This is a genomic window from Paenibacillus tritici (assembly GCF_013204885.1).
Classification (GTDB): Bacteria; Bacillota; Bacilli; order Paenibacillales; family Paenibacillaceae; genus Paenibacillus_AQ; species Paenibacillus_AQ tritici.
Window position 1 is genome coordinate 220,154 of record NZ_JABMKX010000004.1, and the last position, 22,337, is coordinate 242,490.

Genomic DNA, 22,337 nt, shown 5'->3' on the forward strand with positions numbered 1-22,337 from the left:
ACCCGTTGTTCTCATTGCTGATCGGTTTCATTGTACATGTGCGGGAGGTGTCGCCAAGTTGCCTGGAATCATAAGCACGATTGCACTGCTGATCAAAGAACTGACGCTGCTGGTATCTTACGTAAGGAACAACGCTTTTCCCCAACCTCTATCGGAGCAGGATGAGAGCAAATACTTAGGGATGATGGCCGAAGGAGATGCCAAAGCGCGAAACCTGCTGATTGAGCATAACCTGAGGCTGGTTGCCCATATAGTGAAGAAATTCGACAACACCGGCGAAGATATGGAGGACCTGATCTCCATCGGCACGATTGGGCTGATCAAGGCCATCGAGAGCTACCGCCCGAACAAGGGCACGAAGCTGGCTACTTTTGCGGCTAGATGTATAGAAAACGAAATATTGATGCATCTCCGTTCGCTGAAAAAGACCCGGAAAGACGTGTCCCTGCACGATCCGATCGGGACCGATAAGGAAGGGAATGAGATCACGCTGATTGATATCCTCGGCTCGGAAGCGGATGATGTGATCAAGGAAGTGGATCTGAAGATTGAGAAGAGCAAAATCTATCGTAATCTTGATATATTGGATGAACGGGAAAAGGAAGTCGTCGTCGGGCGCTTCGGCCTGGATACCGGCGGAGAAGAGCGGACGCAGCGGGAGATTGCGAAGGACTTAGGGATCTCGCGGAGTTATGTGTCGCGGATTGAGAAGAGGGCGCTGATGAAGCTGTATCATGAGTTTTATAAGGTGAAGCGTTAGAATACAACAGAGCAGCTTGTCTACGGGCAGGCTGTTTTTTTGTGCGTATAAATGCGTTTCAATCAAGGGAATATATTAGCAAAACACATCTATTGTTTTTAAACGTATATTTATCGAAAGAACATAGTTCTACAAAAAAAGGTTATGGGTTATCTATTTGTCTACTATTTAGTTGTTATGAATATGTTTACTGAAAAAAGGGTGCTAATGACGGGTTCAGTAGTTAGCCAAGGAGGAAAATCAAGATCAAGAGCAAACCAGGACAAAATGTAGGGACACCGATGTACTACGCCTTTGTATGTCGAAATTATGAATGAAGAGGATGATATGAGTGTGATTGGTTTTGTTGTGAAAAAAGAAGATAAAACGCGATATGGTTTAATACGATAGAATACATTTCAGTTGTGAATACCATGGGGCGCCTTTTTCATCTGACGTTATTTCTTCCAACTGGCTTCGTTAACCACACCTGAAGTCTAAATTAAGCCCCGCCCCAGGCCTAAATTAAGCCACGCCGCAAGTATAATTACAACCCGCCCCAAGTCTGAATACAACTTCTCTAGTCCAAGTTATGATTCTTGTTGATACAGCAAGTTCAAATTATATGAAAGCTAGGAGAGGATTTTATTGGACAAGAAACGAAACCACCGCACGATCGGCATCCTGACCGCTCTGCTGACGCTCAGTCTTGTTGCAGAAACAAGCGCGCACGCGCAACAGCAGACTGAATCCAATCCGTCTGTCGCCGTCAAACAACTTGCCTCACTCGGCAGCACCGTACTTCCGTTATCTGAGGTAGCCGCCGCATCGGAAAATTTTACGAGCGGACCTCGTGAAGCCGAGGAAGTAGAGGCGTTCCTAGATGCTTTTTTTGCCAAGGATGCCATCAAACAAAAGGCCGGGTCCATTACGGTTTCCGTTGTTCAAGACGGGAAAGTACTCGCATCCAAAGGCTACGGTGCAACCGACCAAACGTCGAAGTCGCCGGTAGACGCAAGAAAGACCACCTACAGGATTGGATCCGTTTCAAAAGTATTCACGGCAACCGCCATCATGCAACTTATAGATCAAGGGAAAATTTCACTTCAGGACAACATTGAAAAGTATCTGAACCGTTACAAAGTAACCAATCCCTTCGGTACACCGGTCACGATAGGGAATCTGTTAACACATACGACCGGTTTTGAAGTGCGCGAAATTACAGATGCCAACTTCCTGGTCGATGATTCCCAGAAGCCGATCTCGCTGAAAGAAAACATCTTCAATCAGTTCCCGCCAGTCGTTCGAAAGCCCGGAACGTCATACATGTACGATAATTTCGCATCGGAGCTTCAAGGATACATCGTCCAGCAGGTAAGCGGAGAGCCCTTCGGGAGCTATATTCAAAAGCATTTATTCCAACCGCTCGGCATGACCTCCAGTAGCTTTAGCCTGACTAAGGATTTGGTTGGACGGCTTGCAACTTCTTACGATGTGGCGGGTAATGTCATTCCGTTGTACTCTTTTTCACCAAGTGAGTGGCCAGAGGGCAGCATGATTTCGACCGCTTCCGATATGGCGCTGTTTATGAAAACTTTGCTGAATGATGGTCGGACAGCTAACGGCACCGTTATCCTGTCGCCCGAATCGGTGAAAGCGATGTCGACCTACCACATGGCCATTCATCCAGATTGGCCGGACACGACATACGGCTTTGAAGCGCCTGTTGTTCCGTCCAAAACGAACGGGGAACACGTAATCTCCAAAGGTGGCGATCTTCTAGGTTTCAGTTCGTTGATGTGGCTGCTGCCAGACCGCAAAACGGGTGTCTTCGTTTCATACAGTATGAATGAGGAGCTGCGCGCTGACCTGTTTACCGCATTTATGGATCATTATTATGCTGGTGGCAAAACTACGTTCGGATCGAAGGACTTCAAGCCGCAGTCCGAAGACGATCTTGCTAAATTCGAAGGTCTGTATTCCGATTTGCGGTACAAATTTCTTGCCAAAGTCGAAGCCGCAGGTAAAGGTGTACTAATCGTGAGTAACTTAAATGGCCGCCACGTGCTAAAGCAGGTGAACGATCTATTGTTCTTGGATGAAGAGGGTAAGCCACTCGCATTCAAGACGGATGCCGACGGCCGCATCATCTACCTGAAATACACTAATTACGTCACCTATGCAGCCAAAATGTCAGAGGATTCGGCCGGATTTCCAGACATATCGGCCAATCATCCGTATGCCAGTTACATACTCGGTCTGCAGTCGTTCGGTTACTTGACAGATGATCCGTCAAAGCCGTTTCAACCTCTACAAGCCGTTACACGGGGAGCATTTATCCATGCGGTTACCGCATTATTAAGCATTCAGGGATCAGTCAACCCGTCTTCGTTCTTAGACATTGAAGATTCTCCGTACCGAAAAGATATTCAAGTGGCTGCGGAGATCGGCCTACTGAATGGAACCGGGGGCGGCCTGTTCGAACCGGATCGTCCGATCCGCCGTGAAGAGGCAGCCGTCATCCTCATCCGACTTGTTGCGGGATTAGGACTTAAGGTGCCAGATCCCACGGTTGCGCTCGCGCCCGGCACGTCAAAGTGGGCCGTCGATTCCGTCAAATCTGTTATGGACTTGAAGCTTCATGGTCCGGAGGTGACCGAATCGAACGGTTCCTTCGATTTCGACTCGCAACGGGAGTTAAACAAACAAGAGTTGGCGGCTCTGTTGTTCACGATGTTGCTTGCGGATAATTTAAAGTATTAGAAGTAAATGGTATATTAGTCTGCGAAGCAGAGAAGAGAAAGCTAGGATTACAGCCTTGCGATATCAAGATTATGGCTGCCATCGCTCTGCTCGAGAGATTTTTGAGCGAGCAGCAAACCGGTGAAGGAAAAACGTTCTCTGCTGTTAGGCCTGCTTATCTAAATGCGCTGACCGACGAAGGCGTTCATGTACTGGCAGGTGCTACAAATTCCGCCGAACCAGTCAAACATACGGATCGACCATCCGCACCGGATTTGTATCCATAAAGAAGCCATAAGAGTAACTGGAGAACATATCTAGATAAATGGGATTTTATGGTAAAAAATATTCTATCTGGTGAGGTTCGACTTAATTTTGAACGTGTTGCTACGCGAACGAGATCACGCTGATCGACATTCTCGGTTCGGAAGCGGACGATGTAATTAAAGAAGTTGACCTTAAAATCGAGAAAAGCAAAATCTATCGTAACCTCGATATTTTGGATGAACGGGAGAAAGAAGTCGTGGTTGGACGGTTTGGGCTCGATACAGGCGGGGAAGAGCGGACGCAGCGGGAGATTGCGAAGGATCTGGGGATCTCGCGGAGTTATGTGTCGCGGATTGAGAAGAGGGCGCTGATGAAGCTGTATCATGAGTTTTATAAGGTGAAGCGGTGAGGTAGGAAATTGCCTGTAGGAATGAGATGTTAGATGTCTCGATCCTGCAGGTTATTTATGCGTTTATGCATAGAGCTTAGGGTGATATAAATTACACTGTACTGTGATATACTCGAACTATAAGTGAAAAATGAGGTGTTTGTGTAATGATGAATCTTACGAAGGACCTTGCTAAATTGATCCGGTTAACGGGTGACCGTGCGAGATTGGATGCCAAAGCATATGGGACATATATAGTCTATAAGACAGCTGAAGGACAAATCGTAAAAGAATATACCACAGGAAAGATTGAAAAATTGAATGAACAGGATTTCACTTATGAATGAAACTGTTGCAACGATGTTTGTGTTTGCAGGAATCTGTTAACAATAGCGCATTTATAAAGCAACTTGTCTGCGGATGAGTTGCTTTTTGTTGTTCAAACTTAATTTTGAACAGGTTTTGTTTTACGGATATATCGTCCTGGAGATACCCCTTCTGACTTCGTAAATTGTTTGGTGAATGAATATATATCCCCGTAACCCAGACTAACGGCTACGTGTTTGATGGGAAGTCCGGAGAGCAGCATCATTTTGGCCTGTCTCATTAAATGCTCAGTGTGATATCGCTTAGGGGAAATCCCGGTAGTCTCTTTGAAAAATTTTCGAAAGTTCTCGTAGCCCATATTCACGGCAGATGCCACTTCCTGAATATCAAAGTGAATATCATTGGAGACACTAATCAGCTCACAGGCTTTTGTTATTTTACTATCATTTTCATTGCTATGAGCATTATGAATGCTACTGTGTAATCGGATAATCAAATCCTGAGACTTCATTAGCAGGGAGGGAAGACTTTCATCTGTTGCACTTTTCAAGGCTTTCAGTAAGGAAACAAAATCAAAGAAAAAATCATTTGTATGTTGTGTCGATTGGACTTCCTTGTCGGAATTAATAATTCCAAGTGTCTTTAAATATGAATAGACAGGATACCCGACACTGATATAAAATTCGATCCAATTCCCATCTGGTTCAATTGCAGTAGTGTGCAAACGTTCTGGTAAACGTTGAACCAGATCACCTGCTTGCATAGGAGTAACGGTACCGTCCGTCGAAATAAACGTTCCACTGCCTTGCAATACTACAAAACAGCTGTAATAACCTATCTTAAAATCATATTGAGAACGCTCTGCTGATCTTTTCCGCATAAAGCCGCAAGATACAATACCCTGATTAAAATCTTTACCGATACAGCGGTAGATTACATCATTTTCATTAATGTCTGCAAAATTCATGTATTCACACTCCTACCAAAATGGATAAATGAAATACCATACTCAACATTTAATACAAGGGATTTTCCTTATATTATAGGGGCATCTACATTGAAAGATCAACCAATTAGAACAATGGATGGGAGTGTTATTTAAGCCAATGAAGCTAAGCAGAGATTGGGAGAATCAATATGTTACTCAAAAAAACCGTTATCCCATGCATGAGCCCTACGGAGTATACGAAACCGTTGAACAGGCTTTAAGCGGAGACCGGAGAAAGTCTAAATACGTAAAAAGCCTGAATGGAATGTGGAAGTTTAAAATGTTCGGATCTCCCGATGAAGTAACGGATGAATTCTATAGTCCTGAACATGATGTTTCCCATTGGGATAATATTCCGGTTCCTTCCAATTGGGAGCTTTCGGGGTATGGAAAACCTGTATACACCAATATGTTGTATCCCTTTGTTCAAAAAGGGGAGGGTTCAAGTCACGAAATTCAACTCAGGAATAATGAATACATTTTGAATCCGCCTCATGTGCCAGAGAATAACCTTACCGGTTGCTATGTCCTTACGTTTGAAGTTGACGAACATTTTAACGAAAGGGATATATTTATCGACTTTGGAGGTGTAGAATCGTGTTTTTATCTTTGGTTAAACGGCAAAATGGTTGGCTATTCTCAGGACAGTAAGCTTAACGCTTCTTTTGATATCACGGATTACATTCAAAAGGGACAAAACCGTATAGCGGTTCAGGTGATGCGGTTTGGAGCCGGTACTTATCTGGAGGATCAGGATTACTGGCATCTCTCGGGGATCTACCGGGATGTTCTCATTTATGCAAAACCACGTGTGCGCATTCATGATTATAAGATCGAAACCCTCTTTTCAGGGAATTACAACAATGCCGAATTAAAAGTGACGGTTGCACCTAATAATCAAGTGAATGGTTATGGTGAGGCCCATGTGCGGTTGTCCCTGTATGATAGCGAACAGAAATTGGTTACTGAGTTTGAAACGCCAAAATTTGCGGATTGTGATTTCTACCTGCGGGAAAAATATGTAGCAAAGGTTACGAAAACCATTTCAAATCCTCAATTGTGGAGCGACGAGAGCCCTTATCTCTATAAATTGGTATTAGAAATGATTGATTTGTCTGGAAATGTAGTTGATATTGAGAGCGCGAATGTCGGCTTCCGTGAAGTGAATATCGATCGAAAAGGGATCCTGAGAATTAACGGGAAGCGTCTCATTATACGGGGAACCAATCTTCACGCCTTTTGTCCTGAAACAGGACGAGCCGTAACAACAGAATATATGCGCGAGCAGATCAAGGTCATGAAATCGCTGAATATCAATGCGGTAAGAACAAGTCACTATCCGCACGCAATCGAATGGTATGACCTGTGTGATGAACTGGGCATTTACCTGGTGGATGAAGCCAATATTGAAACACACGGTCTTGGCGGCCAGTTAAGCGCATCCCCCGAATGGACAAATGCGTATATGGAACGGGCTACACGGATGGTTCTGAGAGATAAGAATCATCCATCCATTATTCTCTGGTCTCTGGGTAATGAATCCGGTTATGGAGCGAATCATGCTGCGATGTACGGCTGGATTAAGGAGTATGACAAAACAAGGTACGTTCAGTATGAGTCTCTGAATCCTCCGGCAAACATCTCCGATATTATGGCGCCTATGTATCCTCAGAAAGATTGGATCCTGGATGTCATGGCTGAAAGCGAAGATTTGCGTCCTTTTATTATGTGTGAATATGCGTACGCGAAAAGTAACAGTAACGGAAACTTTAAGGAATTTTGGGATCTCATTCATAAATTCCCGCGGTTTCAAGGAGGATTTATTTGGGATTTTCAGGATAAAGCGCTGGTTAAGCAGGATAAAGACGGAAATAAAAAGTATGTCTATGGCGGGGCATTTCAGGAAGAGGTTACTGATCCTGCACCTGATATGTGCCTGAATGGTATTGTTTTCCCTGATCTCACGCTCAAGCCGGCTGCGAATGAAATCAAAAATGTACAATCTCCTATCCAAATGGATTACATGCCTGGGAATGATGGCTATCGAATTTATAATCATTACACGCATCGGGATTTAAGCCATTTGAATATGGCTTGGGAGCTGGTTTGCGATGGCAATGTGATGGAAAGCGGTAGTTTGCCTAAATATCACACAGCACCCGGAACCGTTGATAAGCTTCAAGCGCCATACGATTCGTCTAAAGTCTCCGGGGAAGCTTTTCTTAATTTCTATGCTTATTTGGACGAGGACACCTTTTATTCTAAGAAGGGAACCTGTATTTATGCCTGCCAGATAGAGATTAAGGATTCTGTTAATAAAGTGCATACCGGAGATATTGAAAAGGATAGCTTGAAGTATGATGAAACGACAAATGAAATTCGTATATATAATGAAAATACAACAGTTCTTTTCTCGAAAGAAACGGCAGAGTTCATCTCTGTAAAATACAATCACAAGAATTATTTCACGGGAGGAACCAATAACTTCTATCGCCCGCCAACAGGAATTGATGGAGGTATTCATCTTGAATCGTCCAATTATGCAGATGAATGGCAAGCTCTCGGGCTCCATTCCAATGAGAAAGAAATCAAGAATATTCGGGTATTTGCAGCACCCGCTGCTGTTATCATTCAAGTTCATGGTATCTATCATGGATGTATTGAAACCAAAACCAATTATACCGTCGGCGGCAAAGGGATAGAAATCACAAATACCGTTGTGAACAATGCCAAGGTCGACACTCTCCCAAGAATTGGACTAAGCTTTAAGTTCTCCGATGTCTGGAAGAATATGAAATGGTATGGCCGCGGGCCATGGGAAAACTACGCGGATCGTAAATCTGCTGCATTTGTTGGAGTCTATGAGAGCACTGTAGAACAGCAGCACGTTCCCTATATCTTACCGGTAGAATGCGGTGGTAAGGAGGATGTCCGGTATTTATATTTGTCATCCGAAGAACAAGCAGTAAAAGTATCGGCAGCGGGACATTTCCATTTCGATATTCATGGGCACAGTATTGAGCAATATGACAACGCCGCCTATGAAGACGAGCTGGGACATTCAGATGCTGTTTATCTTAATATTGATTACAAACATGCAGGTCTTGGCGGAGATACCGGCTGGACCAAAAATATTCACGATCCCTATAAAATTAAGAAAGGTGTCTATGTTTACACGGTAACTATAGAAATCATTTCTTAAGAAGGATAATAGCCTGTAGACTTACAATAGAGCATTTTAAAAGCAACTTTCCAACAGGGAGGTTGCTTTTTTTGTTAGGTCAAGGTGCTGGATTAATTCCAGAAAAATATTTTAAAAATAAAGTTTTCACTGTTGTGGAGTGTTATTATGACATACAAAGAAATATATGATCTTTAGTAGGGGAAAAGAAAGGAGGTCATCGCGTTAGTGAAAGGGTTCTCGATGTATATAGGCGGGATTTCCATCAAAAACAAAATCTTCATCTCGAATATCTTAATCATTGTCGTATTTATTTCCACTCAGTCGTACTTTGCCAATACGATCTCACAGAAGGCCATTATTGAGAAAGAGATCAATAATTCATCGCGGGAGCTTGTGCTGATCCAGAACAACCTTCAAACCTTGGTATCAACCATTGAAGATTATTCAAAAATTCTGGCCAGCGACTATCGGTTGCAGAACGAGCTGTATAACGATTTGTTATTAAATACTAAGCACGAGGACAGCAAGCCGGTTGGGGGGTTAAATAATCTTTCGATGAAAAAAACACTTTCAGAGACGATCAGCAATATTGTGGAGCCTAACACAAAAATCAAAGCGGTAAGCATCCTCACCTCGAATCATCATTGGGTGGACGTCGGGTTCGCTGATAACGCCTATGCTTCACGCATATTTGGTGACGGTTATGGACCGGAGGATCGTTACTATTTACCCGTCTGGACAAGTTTAATTAAATTCGGATTTTTGTATGAGGGTGAAGACAGCGTATTTGCGGTGTCCAAGACGGTTATTCACAAGGATACCGGTAAAATGATAGGCAGAATTTTTTTGTACGTGAAAGAAACGACGATTGCCTCGATTTACGAGGAAGGGGAAAATAAGGGCGGGGATTTTTATATCGTTGATTCCGCCGGCCGGATTATTTCCTCACAGAATAAAGCCAAGTTATACCGGGATTTCAAGGAAGCCGTCTCCATAAGTCTTCCCGAGACGGGGAAAGACACAACGTTTACCCAGGGCAGCGGAAGTGAAGAAATGCTGATATTCACCCATCGCTTCGAACCGTTGAAATGGACAATTGTAAGCGCTATCCCTATGAAGAATATTTCTTCAGGCCGGAAAGAAATCAATCAATTGATTCTCGGGGTCGGTGCAGCATGTTTGTTACTGGCATTAATTGTGTCCTTCCTGCTGTCCCGATCGATCACACGGCACATCTTCCAGCTTGCCAAGACCATGAGGCAGATCCGGTCTGGACAGATGCAAGTCAGGAGCCCCTACCAATCCAAAGACGAGATCGGATATTTAAGCGAGGGCTTCAATAACTTAATGGATCGTATGGAGGCGCTGATGGCCGAAAACGTTGAGAAACAAAGGACAAAGGCTGAGATCGAATTTAAATTGCTGCAATCGCAAGTGAAGCCTCATTTTTTGTACAACACGGTGGAAACGATTATTTCGCTCATTAAGCTAGGCTTAGGGAAGCAAGCCATACAGGCAGCCCAATACATGGCGAATTTCTATAAGATCTCGTTAAGCAAAGGTGATGATATCATCCCGATAGGTGAAGAGATGCGTTTAACAGAAAGCTATTTGGAAATTCAACAGCTGCGTTATGTGGAATATATGGAGTATACGATGGAAATTGACCATGACATTATGTCCTATTCGATACCGAAGCTGACCTTGCAGCCCATCGTCGAGAATGCGATCTATCACGGATTGAAGCTTAAAAAGGAAAAAGGAATCATACGCATTTCAGGAAGGCGAAACGGAAACCAGCTGGAAATTGAAATTTATGATAACGGCGCCGGTATGCACAAGAATCAAATCAAGGCAATTATGGACGGGACCAGCGTTCCTGATGAAATTAACGGATTTGGGATCAGAAGCGTATCCAATCGGATCCGAATGCTGTACGGGGAAAGATACGGTCTGCAGGTTGAAAGCGAATACGGCGTTTATACGAAAATTATAGTCGTGCTGCCTCTGCGTTATCATTAATCCGCAATCCAAGGAGTGAACAGAATAGGAGATATGACCATGTACAAAGTGCTTATCGTCGATGATGAATATTACTTCAGGCAAGCCTTGAAGATATCGCTGCCATGGAGTGAGCTGGGTTTTCAAATTGCAGGGGAAGCCAAAAACGGGGCGGAAGCACTGGAGCAGATGACCGAGTTAGAGCCAGATGTTGTATTGGTCGATATGAATATGCCGATTATGGATGGGTTGGAGTTCATACACAAAGCCAAGGAGCGCGACCAGACCACTAAATTTCTGGTATTGTCAGGTCACAGCGAATTCGGGTATGCCAGACAGGCCGTGCGGTTAGGCGTTGTTAATTACGTGCTGAAACCCATCAACGAAGAAGAACTACAAAGCTCCTTATTAGATATAAAGGAACTTATACGAACGGAGCGTCTGGGGAAGCTTGAATTGGACGATTTAAGAAAGCAGGCGAGCGAAGGCTTGTCTGCCATGAAGGAGCGAGTGCTGCACAGTTGGCTGCAGGGCACTGGTAGCTCTAGAGCACATTCCGAACAGGACCGGTTCAATGATTTGGGAATAGAGCTGGAAGGGCTGCATTATCGGGCGGTTGTTGCCGACCTGGATTCAAGCGATGAGAGGAATCTTGAGGAGGGGATGCGGATTCGCAGAGCCAGGCTACAAGACATCGCCCAAAATGAGATGCAAGGTGCCTTTCAGTGTGCCGGCTGTCACGATCATGATGCTCGTCTGGTTCTAATCATAGGCTCATCTGACGGCTCCTTCAACAGGCTGGAAACGATTTGCGAACGTATTCGATTATACGTGCAGGACAATCTGGACTGTACGGTAACGATCGGCTTAGGGAATAGTTACGACAAGTTTGAGTCGGTTTCCGTTTCGTACAAGGAAGCGTTAATCGCCTTGAAGCATCGGTTTGTCAGGGGTGGGAATAAGGTGTTTGCACATTCCTTGATCGCGGAACCCGGGATTAAGGCTGGGTTGTTCTCGGTGGAGAAAAGAAGCGGCTTGCTGATGCACATGCGAAGCGGACAGCCGTCCGAGACGGCAGAATGGCTCGCGGTTTTTTTTCATGATACTCGCGTTAAACATGCAACGATGGAAATGCTGCTGCTCGCCGGAATCGAAATCGTCTCCACCTGCCTGGAATTTTTGTCCGAAGCCTCGCAAACCTTTGAAGATGTCTTCCTAAATACGACACAACCCGATATGATCCAACACGTTCAGCGGATGAAAACCTTCAACGAGCTGGAGGACTGGATACGTGTTTTAATTCTAAAGGCCATGGACCATGTGCATAGCCGCAAACCCAATAGAGCCTTCAAAGTCATAGAGGAGGTCAAAACGTATATTTCGAGGCACTATGGCAATGAAGAATTACGAATTGAAGATATCGCTAAAAGCGTTCATATGAATTATAATCATCTTTGCTTCGTGTTCAAAAAAGAAACGACCTTCACGATCAATGACTACCTGACCGAAATACGGATTACGAAAGCAAAAGAGCTTTTTGATCAGGGAGAGAAGGTTATCCAAAACGTAGCGAACCGGGTGGGGTATGCGGACGCCAATTATTTCAGTAAATGCTTCAAAAAATATATGGGAATCACGCCCAGCAAATATGTGAATCAAAGCCGGTAGCCTATGCAGACGTTAGAGGGAAAGTGAAAACTTTGCCTTTAGCGTCTATTTTTTTGCCGTTAATTTTACTGCTGGCCCGAGAATAATCTCTGTACTAAGTGTAGGAAGATTCGTAAAATGATCACAAGATTGATAACGCTTTCAATATCAATCCGATATCCGCTTCGATAAATAGGGGAGGTAAACAATGAAAACGAGGTCGAAGGTATCAGCTATGTTCCTTATGGCGAGTGTTTTACTGGTTACATCGGCATGCAGCAGTGGGAAAGAAACAAGTTCCAGCCAGTCAACCGACAATCCGTCGCCCTCGGCAGTGAGCACGGAGGAGACCAAAGATACAACGAAGACGGACGGCAAAAAAATCAAAATGAGAGTCATAACGCTTACGACGGACGAGAACCGCAACAACATTATGGAAAAATTCATCAAACCAAATATTGCTGCAGCGCTTCCTAATCTTGAAATCGAGTTTGAGCCCGGCGGCGGCGGTGAAGAAATGGCCAACAAATTGAAGACATTGAATGCTTCTGGAGATATGCCGGACGTATTCTGGAATGATGCCGGTTTCTTTACGCCATTGAAAAGCACAGGTAGCATTCTGGATTTGACATCTTATATTTCCAAAGACGGTTTCTTGGATAAATACTCGGTGCCTGACGCGTTAAAGCATGTCGATAACGGGATCTACAGCTTGTCTTCCGGAGCGGACACTTATTTTAGCCCTGTTATCTTCTATCACAAAGATATGTTCGAGAAAGCAGGGGTTAAAGTGCCTACTACGTTCGATGAGCTGATTCAAATCTCGAAGACGCTCAAGAGCAAGGGCATGGTACCGGCTGTGACTCCGGGCAAGGACGGGTGGGGACCGAAGCTCTTTATGCTGCAGCAAATGATTCAAATCGGTGATCCGCAGGCGATGGCGGACCTTGTCAGCAACAAAACGGACTTCAACAATCCATCCGTCAAGGAAGGAGCGGCCCGCATCGAAACGCTGGTCAAGGAAGGCGTGTTCCCGGACGGTATCTCCAATTTGGATTACGGCCCGGCGATGGAAATGTTCACATCCAAAAAGGCGGCTATGCTATGGATGTTTACCTGGGAGCTGCCAAATCTCGCAAAAGACGAAACGGTTGACTTCTTCCCGTTTCCGAGCGCCAGCGAGAAGTATAGCCCGACAGAGACCGTACAGTTCTGGGGCTCTCCGCTTAACGGTTATGCGGTCAACGGCAAAACGGAGCACCCTGAAGAGGCTGTCAAGCTTGCCGAATTCCTGGCCATGGCGGATGCGTTATACTTTGAATCTCTCGGTGCTCCGATATCTTTGCAGACAGGAAACCAGGCCATGGACCGGAGCCCGCTGATGCAGAAGTTCGTTGACTGGTACAGTCCGATTCCTAATAAAATCGCGTCAATGGCGCTGAATTCGCTAGATTCGCGGACGTCTGCCGAAATGTCTACGCAAGGAGCAAATTTATTAACGGGCGAGTACGCAGCCGAAGATTTTAATGTGGAGATGAACAAGATCTGGAGTGAGAATACGTGGTTTGACAAATAAAAGGCGCAATAACTGCTAAATCCCCTTCGGATAGATCCAAGGGGGTTTAGACACAAATTAAATGGTGGAGAGAGCGATGAACAAGTACTTTAGCACCAAATTATCCATATTCGTGTTTGCTTTCCCTGCATTGCTGCTGTTTACCTTATTCTGCGTATACCCTTTGCTGCCGGAGATTTGGGTGAGCCTGCATAAGCATGACGGGTTTAGAAATTTGGGTTTTGTGGGTTTGGATAATTACAAAGATGTGATGGCTAACTCATCCTTTTGGACCGCTCATAAGAATACGTATCTCATTGTAGCCATCTCATTATTGCTGGGACTCCCCTTGTCCATGATGCTTGCGTTTTTTATGGATGCTCAGACACCGAGGTTTCGTAGGTTCTTCAAGACGGTGGCGATGTTTCCAGCTATCTTGTCGGTCACGGTTGTTGCCCAGATTTGGGTGGCGTTCTACGAACCGAATTGGGGTTTGCTTAACAAGATTCTCGATTCGTTAGGGCTACATTCTTGGACGCATTCGTGGTTAACGGAAAAGAAAACGGTAATGCCCAGCATTGGAGTGACATTCCTGTGGCAATATATTGGACTGAACGCGCTGCTGTTCTATACAGGAATCAAGACCATCCCCAAGAGTTACTATGAAGCGGCATTAATCGACGGTGCTAATTATTTTCAAGTTTGCTTAAGAATTACGATCCCCTTGCTGCAGAATGTAATCAAATACGTACTTATTCTGTCTACATTAGGCTCAATGGCATTTTATTCGCATGTACGGGTCATGACGGCAGGAGGCCCGGGAGACTTATCCAGAACGGTCATCTACCAGATGTATTATACGGCTTTTGATACTTCCGAATTTGGCAAAGGTAATGCGATCGCCGTTATTTTTATCCTGGAATGCCTTTTGATCTCCTTTGTCATTCAACGGTTCGTGGCCAGAGAAAAACTGGAGTTTTAAGCTGGGGGGGAGCTTTCTGAAATTATTAAGCAGAGTGTTTTGGGTAGCTGCGGGATGCACGTTTCTGTTTCCCTTGTACTGGATGGTAACAATGTCCTTGAAGTCCAAAAGCGAAGCTTACGACAATCCGTTTGGATTACCGTCTTCCTTGGACTGGCTGAACTTCAGCGAAGCACTGTCCAAATATCATTTTTATACGTATTTAGAGAACAGCGTGATTTATACTACAGGCACAATTGTTATTACGTTGACAACGGGGAGTATGCTTGCTTATTGTCTCAGCCGTATGCAATGGAGATTCAATTCGGTAATGTTGTTTTATGTATCTATGGGTTTAATTGTCCCGATCGAAGTAGTCGTTATTCCTTTATTCCAGCTCGTTAAATGGATGCATATCAAAAATAGTTATTTGGGTCTTATCCTGCCGTATTCCGGCTTCGCCATTGCTTCCTGCGTACTGATGCTGTATGCGTTTTTCCGTTCTTTGCCTAAGGAGCTGGAAGAAGCGTCATGCATAGATGGAGCGAATGTCTATCAAACGTATATCAAAATCATATTTCCAATCGTAATGCCGGCGCTCGTGACGCAATGCGTTCTGATATTCATCCGAATCTGGAATGAATTTCCGCTTGCTTTCATTATTGCTTCCAAGGATCAATTCCGGCCGCTTACAGTCGGGTTGCTTGGCTTCTTCATCAATGTAGGAGTTACGGATTGGGGGCCGATCGGCGCGAGTATGCTGCTGTCCAGCCTGCCTATGATCATCGTGTATCTAATAGGCAACGAAAAGATTGAAAACGCATTGACTGCAGGTGCAATTCTGAAGTGATCATGTAAAGTGGGAGAAGGGGGTTTTATGAAAATGCGAAGAAGAGCATTAATATGGATTCTGACTTTGATCATGGTATTTCCCATGCTGCAATTCTCAGCCCCGGTAGTCTCGGCTGACGGTGCGCCAAGTGTAACGATCTATGTTGCTACAAATGGCAATGATAACACAGGGGATGGAACACCAGCGAAGCCGTATAAAACGCTTGCCAAGGCAAAGGCAGCAGTCAGGACTCTGCCTAAGACCGGCGGTGATATCGTCGTTCAAATTGCGGATGGATACTATTCGCTTGAGGAAACCCTGGTTTTCAACAAGGATGATTCCGGAAGTGCAAGCAGCACGATTCGCTATGAGGCGGCGCCGGGTGCGAAGCCGGTAATTAGCGCCGGTGAAATGCTGAAAAAAGGCGTATGGACCGAAGCGGTTGGCCTTACCCAGACTGGCGGCTTAAAGGCGTATAAAACGACCCTTAACCGGAGCGATAAGCTGCGGACGATCTATGTAAACGATAAAGGGGCCAATATGACGCTGAGCCCGCAAATCGTTGCGGCCAATAGAACCGTCACCGGCACGCCTACGGCTAGCTTTACCGCTGCCAATAATCCTTGGGCGTGGCAGAATGGCAGCAATATTCGGGCGGCTATCGTATTCGATGCCAGCGTAGGCCTGACAACGGCAACGAAAAACCCCCAAAACATCGAAGCCGAAAGTATCGGCGGTTCTACCGCCAGATGGGCGAGGCCTTTTGTCACCTTCGCCTCAATCGAACAGGCTCCGGCAGAGAGCAACAAGCCCGGCGGTGTTATGCTCCGGTTCCAGATGCCATATGGTGCGATTTCACAGTCTTTGAGCAATAACACGCAATACAATCCAGGTAACAATCAAGTCATCCGCAACGCTTTCGAGTTCTTCAACAAACGCGGAGATTTCTATTTCGACCAGGCGGAAAGCACGCTGTATTACATCCCGCTTGCAGGCCAGGACATCAATAGCGCCGACGTGGTCATCCCGAGGCTTGAGACGGTTCTCGACATCAAAGGGGACCCTGTTGGAGATCGGTTAAGCCCTGTCCAGGGCTCGGATCAGGGACGTGTCAAAAATATAACCTTCAACGGGCTGAAGTTTGCCCATACCGACTACAAATTGTATGAACTGACGGGCACCTATACACTTAGCGACGGAACCGGTCCGGTAACGACCCGTTCCCGCGGTTATGCGTCTGTTCAGGGCTCTATCGTGAACACCGTTTACTTCCCCGGCAGCATAAACTGGCATGAGACATTCTACCGGGGGTATGACATACCGCCGGCAGCGGTAATGATCAACGCGGCGAGGAATATCAAGGTGCTGAACGGTGAGATCGGACTTACCGGATTCAATGGTATCCATGTGGAGAACGATGTCAAGGATATCGAAGTCACGGGTAACTATATCGTAGATACGCTCGCTTCCGGCGTTGTAATCGGACATCCACAACATATCTATGAGAACGATGAGCCGATTAAGCATGAGTCCAGTGTTTCGGTCTCTGGCACGCCCATAAGGAACTGGGCCGGTGTTAATAAGGAAAAATTCAAGGCAGGTACTGAAGCCGTGCCGGAAAATATTTATATAACAAATAACTTTTTGTACAGAAACTGCTACGGATTCCCGGGTGCTAATTCCCTAACCTCGTTCTACACTACGAACATGCAGGTACTGCACAACTTCCTGTACGATTCTACTTACGGCGCCATGAGCATTGGCTGGGGCTGGGACGAATACGATGGCTTCGGCTTTACCGCCCAAGGTACCAACAAGACCGGCGGCCCTTATCAGGGTACGCATGAAACGAGCATCGCAAGGTCTCCGGTAATCTCTACAACCTCCAGGAATAACAAAATAAACTATAACCGGGTAGAGGAAATTTGTACGGTAGTTAACGACTCCGGAGCGATTTACTCCTTGGGACGACAGGGTGATCCGGGTAACTTGCCGGGCGGAGGGACATGGGACACCATCAACAATCTGACCAATAACCCTGTCACCGACAAGAATAGTAACTGGCATTCTGACAACTGGACGAATTTCACCGAGATGAACTACAACTTCCTTAACCCGAACCCAACGGACAAACCCACGACCTCTAACAACTGGACTAACGGGTTTCATCCCGACGAAGGCAGCACGTTCATCAAGATGATAGGCAATGTCGTGCAGTCAAAGCTCTCACATGCCGCCGGACAGAGCCGTCTTTTCGAGTTCAACAACTGGAAGCGTAAAAGCGACATGATTGCGGTAGATGGTTACGTGGACGGAAATAACAACCAGAATGGCGCCCCGAGGACTACTTACGACAATTACAAAAGCGAAGCCCGCATTTGGCCCGTTGAAGGCAACGAAATCGTATTGAATTCGGGTCTTACCAACGAATACACGCCTATGATCCCAAGAAGCCTCATTGCTGATACCGAGTTTGAACTGGCTTCCAACGTCATCATGGGTGCAAGCGGTGAAAAGCTGAGCCGCAGGGGTCTGCTCAAAGCGGAAGACACCGTTTGGCTCGCACCTGCGATCACAACGGTCTTTAAAGAAGGCGCTACTATGACAAAAGCTGCCGGCAATGAAAAAACAATCAACACTCCAACTGCCGCAGGACAATACAAACTATTTATAGTATATGGAGACGGGAGAGAAACAGCCACTTCCAAGTACACGGTATACGTTGATGCGAGTAAGCCGGCAACCAATGTGGTGGATGGGAAAAGCTACGAAGTTTCAGCAGTGCGGCCTCTGAAACTAGCCTTGAGTGATGAATACACCTTCACGCTTAACGGCAAGCCCGTGGCGGATGGTTACGAGATCCGTACCGAAGGAAGCTGGACCTTGGTAGGCAGCACTTCGAAGCCTGAAATAACCTTAAACTTCACGACCACAGTATCGGTGGCCAATAAGTTGCTCCCGGCTGATGTGTCCGTAGCCCCAGGCGGAACCGTCAGATTTGCCTACGATTTGGATGACGCAGCCCAAAAGATATGGATTTCTTCGTCGAGCGGCGGACATTTTGATGGAGGCGACGATGAAACCGTAGCCTCCGGCGACGCGCTCGGAATGACCGCGCCCATGTTGCCCGGTCCGTACATTATTTTTGTACTGGCGAAAGATGGCGAAGTACTAAGTCAGTCGCACGCTCGTGTTGTGGTGAGAGATGTAACGCCAGCTGATATTCCTAGAAATGGTCTTGATTTATGGCTCAAGGGCGATGAGGGCGTGGAAATGGATAGCAGCGGCAACGTGACCGGGTGGACTAATATGGGGAACATCCCGGCGAAGCTTGTCCCGGCAAACGTCCCCGGAAGCGGCGGCGATAATCTTGGAACACCTGACGGGAATCCCAAGCTAAAGAAAGATGTATACGACTATGTAGAATTCGCCGCGGATTCCAAGCCGTTAAAAGCTGCGGGCTTCAAAGACTATAACGGCAGTACACAGATGACAATATACACGCTGGTTAGACCTACGACAATAGCCAATAACTCCAGTGACCAAAATGGTCTTGTCTATTTCGGATTGAACGAGGCTTACCAAACATGGGCCGCCAACGACGGTTGGAGCGGTATTAGTCTCGGTGTAGGAACAAACAGGGTTAACGTCCGCTTTGGTAATGCGGATGGCGGCGTATCGGGCGGCGGGCAACAATTTACAACAACAGCCACTGACGATCTGGTCAGCGTCCGGGCGCAGCTGAACGGAACCAAAAGAGAAGTTTATGTTAATAACAACGTCATCGGCACCCCCGGAACCAACGCTAAGGCTCTTATGGGGAACCGGTCGGATCTGAGCGTAGGTTACACGATGGCAGCTGCAACCCCCCACCGTTTCATGGGCAGAGTCTTGCAGATTCTCATCTACGACAGGGTGCTGACCGCTGACGAAATTACGAGAGTAGAAACTTATTTTAACGAGGTCAAAGCCGGTCGCGGCGGGTCCGCGAATCCCGTGGTTCCCAAGGTCGACATAACCTTGCTGACCGCCTTGATTGAGGCCGCGAGTAACAAGGAAAGTACGATGCACACAAGCGATTCATGGAACGCTTTTGCAGGCGCATTAAGTGAGGCCAAAGCTGCTGCCGCCAATGAGGAGATCTCGCAGACAGCAGCGGATCATTCCTATTATGCGCTGCGTAACGCAATCAAAGCGCTTCAACTGTTAACTGGCGGAGTTGCGACTGCTGTATACGGTACGCCTGCTCTCGGCGGCTCCGAGCTCGACCCGCTCTGGAATACGACCGTCACGCTGCCGATCCTGAAGCATCTGACAATGGTGAACGGTCCGGCGGACGGTTCCGCTAAAGTACTATGGGACGATTCTAACCTGTATGTTCTGGTGCGTGTAAAAGACCCCGTGCTGAACAGCAGCAGCAGCGACGCGCATGAGAAGGATTCGGTCGAGATCTTTGTAGATGAGACCAACAGTAAACAAACCTCATACGGCACAGGCATGGGACAATACCGCACTAACTATCTTAATGAGAAAAGCTTTAATCCAGGCAGTGTCAGTGCAGGTTATGAGTCTTTTGCCAAAGTCGTGGATGGCGGTTATTACATTGAAACTAAGATTCCCTTTAAAGCTGGCGCTCCTGCGGCTGATCATGTCATTGGATTTGATGTGCAGATCAATGATGCCAAAGCAACTGGTGGCCGTCAGGACATTATCATGTGGCATGATGTGTCCGGACAGTCCTATAATAACGGTTCACTATGGGGTGAGGTTAGACTTGTGAACGGGATGAGCGGTCAAGAAGGCGCGTTGCTGACTGGACCGGGAACCGTTGAAGGCGGCAGCAACTTTGATGTTGTATTCAGCTTGACACATGCTGGAACAGATGCCAAAGCACTAGATATTACGATTAATTATGATGCGGATAAGCTGGAATTCATATCAATGGAATCGCTCCAGCAGGATTTCAAACTAGTTGGTGAAGTGAATGAACCTGGCAAGCTTAGAACCATCGCCACTACTATTGGCAATACGGATATGACGAAGGGATTGATTAAGCTTAAGTTCAAAGCGGTTGCAGCGGATCATTCGCAGAGCGCTTCCATTCGCGTCACTCAGCTAACGGTTGCTGATGGCGCAGGCCAAGAGTCAGATTGGGCTGGTGCAACTCACACAGTGCAAATTAATAAGATGGATAAGTCGGGCTTACTGCTTCTGATTGCGGAAGCACAAAGCACGCATGATGCAGCAACTGAAGGCGTATCTCCCGGCCAGTATCCATTAGGCTCAAAAGCAACTCTACAGGCAGCTATTAATTCCGCTCAAGGGGTGGCTTCGGCTCAAGGAGTAAGCCAGGCTGAAATTGAAGAGGCGACATTGAAGCTGCACGCAGCTCTGCAAAGCTTCAAGGGTTCAATGATTAAATCAATCGAAGGAGATTACAATAACGACAGCAGAGTAAGTGTTGGTGACCTTGCAATTATCGCATCCGCTTACGGCAAAAATAATCAAGATTCCAATTGGAATGAGTACAGAAGGTTGGATTTGAATGGCGACGGTATGATTGACATCGTGGATATCTCCATTCTGGCTCGCAAAATTCTGAAATAATTACGTGTGGAAATAAGGGGATATCGAAAGGATGGGAATTCGCTTGAAATATCGAGTAGGAATGATGCTTCTAGCTGCTTGGTTCACACTTTCCCTGCTGCCGGTGTATGCAATGGCCAAGGATGCCTCCTTTAGCTTATCAGTCTCCAATTATACGCCCATTAAGGGGAATCAAGTTGTGGTGACGGTGACGGGAGCGGATCTTGCCGATGTATATGGCTTCGAGATCAATTTGAAGTACGATACCAATCTTCTATTATACAAAAAAAGTGAAAGCTTGCTGCAAGGGTTCTCCGTCCCGCTTGCTCCTGAAGATGGCCTTGTCGTGTTCGCGCATACGAAGGTTGGCAAGGTCGCGGGCCTATCGGGAAAAGGTGAGCTCGCAGCAATTACGTTTGAAGTCATTGGAAAGAAAACGGGACAGCCGACAGTAGAATTAACACGTGTGAAGCTGGTAAAAAGCGATCTTACGGATACTGTTGTCAAGCCGGGAACGAAAGCAGACATCACGGTGCAAGCAGCGGGGAATTCCGTAACATTCAAGGATATTGCTAATCATTGGGCCAAAGAAGGGATAGAACGCGCTGTCAGTATGGGGTTCGTAAACGGTTTCGGGGATGGAACCTTCCGTCCTGATGTGAAGATTACACGCGCGGAGTTCGTTGTAATGACCGCGAGGGCGTTTGATTTCGAAGCGAAAGGCGGTATGCCGCTAAATTTCAGTGATGTAGATAAAATCCCGGTTTGGGCAAAGGATTATATCGCGGAAGCGGAGCAGACGGGTCTGATTAAAGGCTACGCGGACGGTAGCTTCCGTCCGGATCAATGGATTAGCAGATCCGAAATGGCTGTCCTGATCATGAGGCTATACAGCGGCGAGCTTAATTCGAACGAAACGGTCTCATTTGCCGATAAGCAGCAGATTAAGCCATGGGCGCTTCCGTCCGTCGCTGCCGCGGCAGATTTGGGAATAATTAAGGGCAAGAATGGTAATCGTTTCGCTCCTGCTGATCCTGCTACCCGGGCTGAAGCGGCGATTATGCTGCTTCGTCTGATGGATGCAGAACAGTGATACCTGATATCCCGTAAAAAAGTTTCA

12 protein-coding genes and 2 pseudogenes are annotated in these 22,337 nt (G+C 46.3%); 13 read left to right on the forward strand and 1 reads right to left on the reverse strand.

Features of this window, described 5'->3' with window-relative positions; genetic code table 11:
- The first annotated feature begins 58 nt into the window (after positions 1–58).
- The 5 genes and pseudogenes from sigK to HQN87_RS08755 all read left to right on the forward strand — a co-directional run bounded on the left by sigK (position 59) and on the right by HQN87_RS08755 (position 4,483).
- Positions 59–760, forward strand: a complete 702-nt coding sequence (sigK, locus tag HQN87_RS08735; RefSeq protein ID WP_173130774.1) for an RNA polymerase sporulation sigma factor SigK — start codon at positions 59–61, stop codon at positions 758–760.
- Positions 761–1,387: 627 nt separating this feature from the next.
- A complete protein-coding gene (locus tag HQN87_RS08740; protein WP_173130777.1) occupies positions 1,388–3,502 on the forward strand; it encodes a serine hydrolase domain-containing protein in 2,115 nt (704 codons plus the stop codon).
- Between the two features lie 14 nt (positions 3,503–3,516).
- Positions 3,517–3,696: pseudogene (locus HQN87_RS32295) on the forward strand (hypothetical protein); the annotation flags it as partial.
- A 179-nt stretch (positions 3,697–3,875) separates the two neighbouring features.
- Positions 3,876–4,157, forward strand: a pseudogene (locus HQN87_RS08750) (sigma-70 family RNA polymerase sigma factor); the annotation flags it as partial.
- A gap of 146 nt (positions 4,158–4,303) precedes the next feature.
- Positions 4,304–4,483 carry a hypothetical protein gene (locus HQN87_RS08755; protein WP_173130254.1) on the forward strand — a complete coding sequence of 60 codons (180 nt, stop codon included), beginning with the start codon at positions 4,304–4,306 and terminating at the stop codon, positions 4,481–4,483.
- 98 nt (positions 4,484–4,581) lie between these two features.
- Here HQN87_RS08755 and HQN87_RS08760 read toward each other — a convergent pair whose 3' ends face one another.
- Positions 4,582–5,430 carry a helix-turn-helix domain-containing protein gene (locus HQN87_RS08760; RefSeq protein WP_173130780.1) on the reverse strand — a complete coding sequence of 283 codons (849 nt, stop codon included), beginning with the start codon at positions 5,428–5,430 and terminating at the stop codon, positions 4,582–4,584.
- Positions 5,431–5,569: 139 nt separating this feature from the next.
- Here HQN87_RS08760 and HQN87_RS08765 point away from each other — a divergent pair, with 139 nt between their 5' ends.
- From HQN87_RS08765 to HQN87_RS08800, 8 genes are all read left to right on the forward strand, one after another.
- Positions 5,570–8,653 carry a glycoside hydrolase family 2 TIM barrel-domain containing protein gene (locus HQN87_RS08765; RefSeq protein ID WP_173130784.1) on the forward strand — a complete coding sequence of 1,028 codons (3,084 nt, stop codon included), beginning with the start codon at positions 5,570–5,572 and terminating at the stop codon, positions 8,651–8,653.
- A gap of 207 nt (positions 8,654–8,860) precedes the next feature.
- Positions 8,861–10,657 (forward strand): sensor histidine kinase, encoded by a 1,797-nt coding sequence (locus tag HQN87_RS08770; protein ID WP_173130787.1) that lies wholly within the window; start codon positions 8,861–8,863, stop codon positions 10,655–10,657.
- 39 nt (positions 10,658–10,696) lie between these two features.
- Positions 10,697–12,304, forward strand: a complete 1,608-nt coding sequence (locus HQN87_RS08775) for a response regulator (RefSeq protein WP_173130790.1) — start codon at positions 10,697–10,699, stop codon at positions 12,302–12,304.
- Positions 12,305–12,491: 187 nt separating this feature from the next.
- Complete coding sequence (locus HQN87_RS08780; RefSeq protein ID WP_173130793.1) at positions 12,492–13,859, forward strand: ABC transporter substrate-binding protein; 1,368 nt, start codon at positions 12,492–12,494, stop codon at positions 13,857–13,859.
- Between the two features lie 76 nt (positions 13,860–13,935).
- Positions 13,936–14,820, forward strand: coding sequence for a carbohydrate ABC transporter permease (locus HQN87_RS08785; RefSeq protein WP_173130796.1), 885 nt, complete (start codon positions 13,936–13,938; stop codon positions 14,818–14,820).
- Positions 14,821–14,902: 82 nt separating this feature from the next.
- Complete coding sequence (locus tag HQN87_RS08790) at positions 14,903–15,649, forward strand: carbohydrate ABC transporter permease (protein WP_216857208.1); 747 nt, start codon at positions 14,903–14,905, stop codon at positions 15,647–15,649.
- 72 nt (positions 15,650–15,721) lie between these two features.
- Complete coding sequence (locus HQN87_RS08795) at positions 15,722–21,238, forward strand: sugar-binding protein (protein ID WP_254075415.1); 5,517 nt, start codon at positions 15,722–15,724, stop codon at positions 21,236–21,238.
- A gap of 61 nt (positions 21,239–21,299) precedes the next feature.
- On the forward strand, positions 21,300–22,310 hold the full coding sequence (locus HQN87_RS08800; protein ID WP_254075416.1) for an S-layer homology domain-containing protein: 1,011 nt from the start codon (positions 21,300–21,302) through the stop codon (positions 22,308–22,310).
- Positions 22,311–22,337: the final 27 nt, after the last annotated feature.

Coding starts and splice junctions, on each gene's coding strand:
- HQN87_RS08755 (WP_173130254.1), top strand. CDS start 4,304: ATGATGAATCTTACGAAGGACCTTGCTAAATTGATCCGGTTAACGGGT.
- HQN87_RS08765 (WP_173130784.1), top strand. CDS start 5,570: ATGAAGCTAAGCAGAGATTGGGAGAATCAATATGTTACTCAAAAAAAC.
- HQN87_RS08760 (WP_173130780.1), bottom strand. CDS start 5,430: ATGAATTTTGCAGACATTAATGAAAATGATGTAATCTACCGCTGTATC.
- HQN87_RS08800 (WP_254075416.1), top strand. CDS start 21,300: ATGATGCTTCTAGCTGCTTGGTTCACACTTTCCCTGCTGCCGGTGTAT.
- HQN87_RS08780 (WP_173130793.1), top strand. CDS start 12,492: ATGAAAACGAGGTCGAAGGTATCAGCTATGTTCCTTATGGCGAGTGTT.
- HQN87_RS08795 (WP_254075415.1), top strand. CDS start 15,722: ATGGTATTTCCCATGCTGCAATTCTCAGCCCCGGTAGTCTCGGCTGAC.
- HQN87_RS08790 (WP_216857208.1), top strand. CDS start 14,903: ATGGTAACAATGTCCTTGAAGTCCAAAAGCGAAGCTTACGACAATCCG.
- HQN87_RS08775 (WP_173130790.1), top strand. CDS start 10,697: ATGTACAAAGTGCTTATCGTCGATGATGAATATTACTTCAGGCAAGCC.
- HQN87_RS08785 (WP_173130796.1), top strand. CDS start 13,936: ATGAACAAGTACTTTAGCACCAAATTATCCATATTCGTGTTTGCTTTC.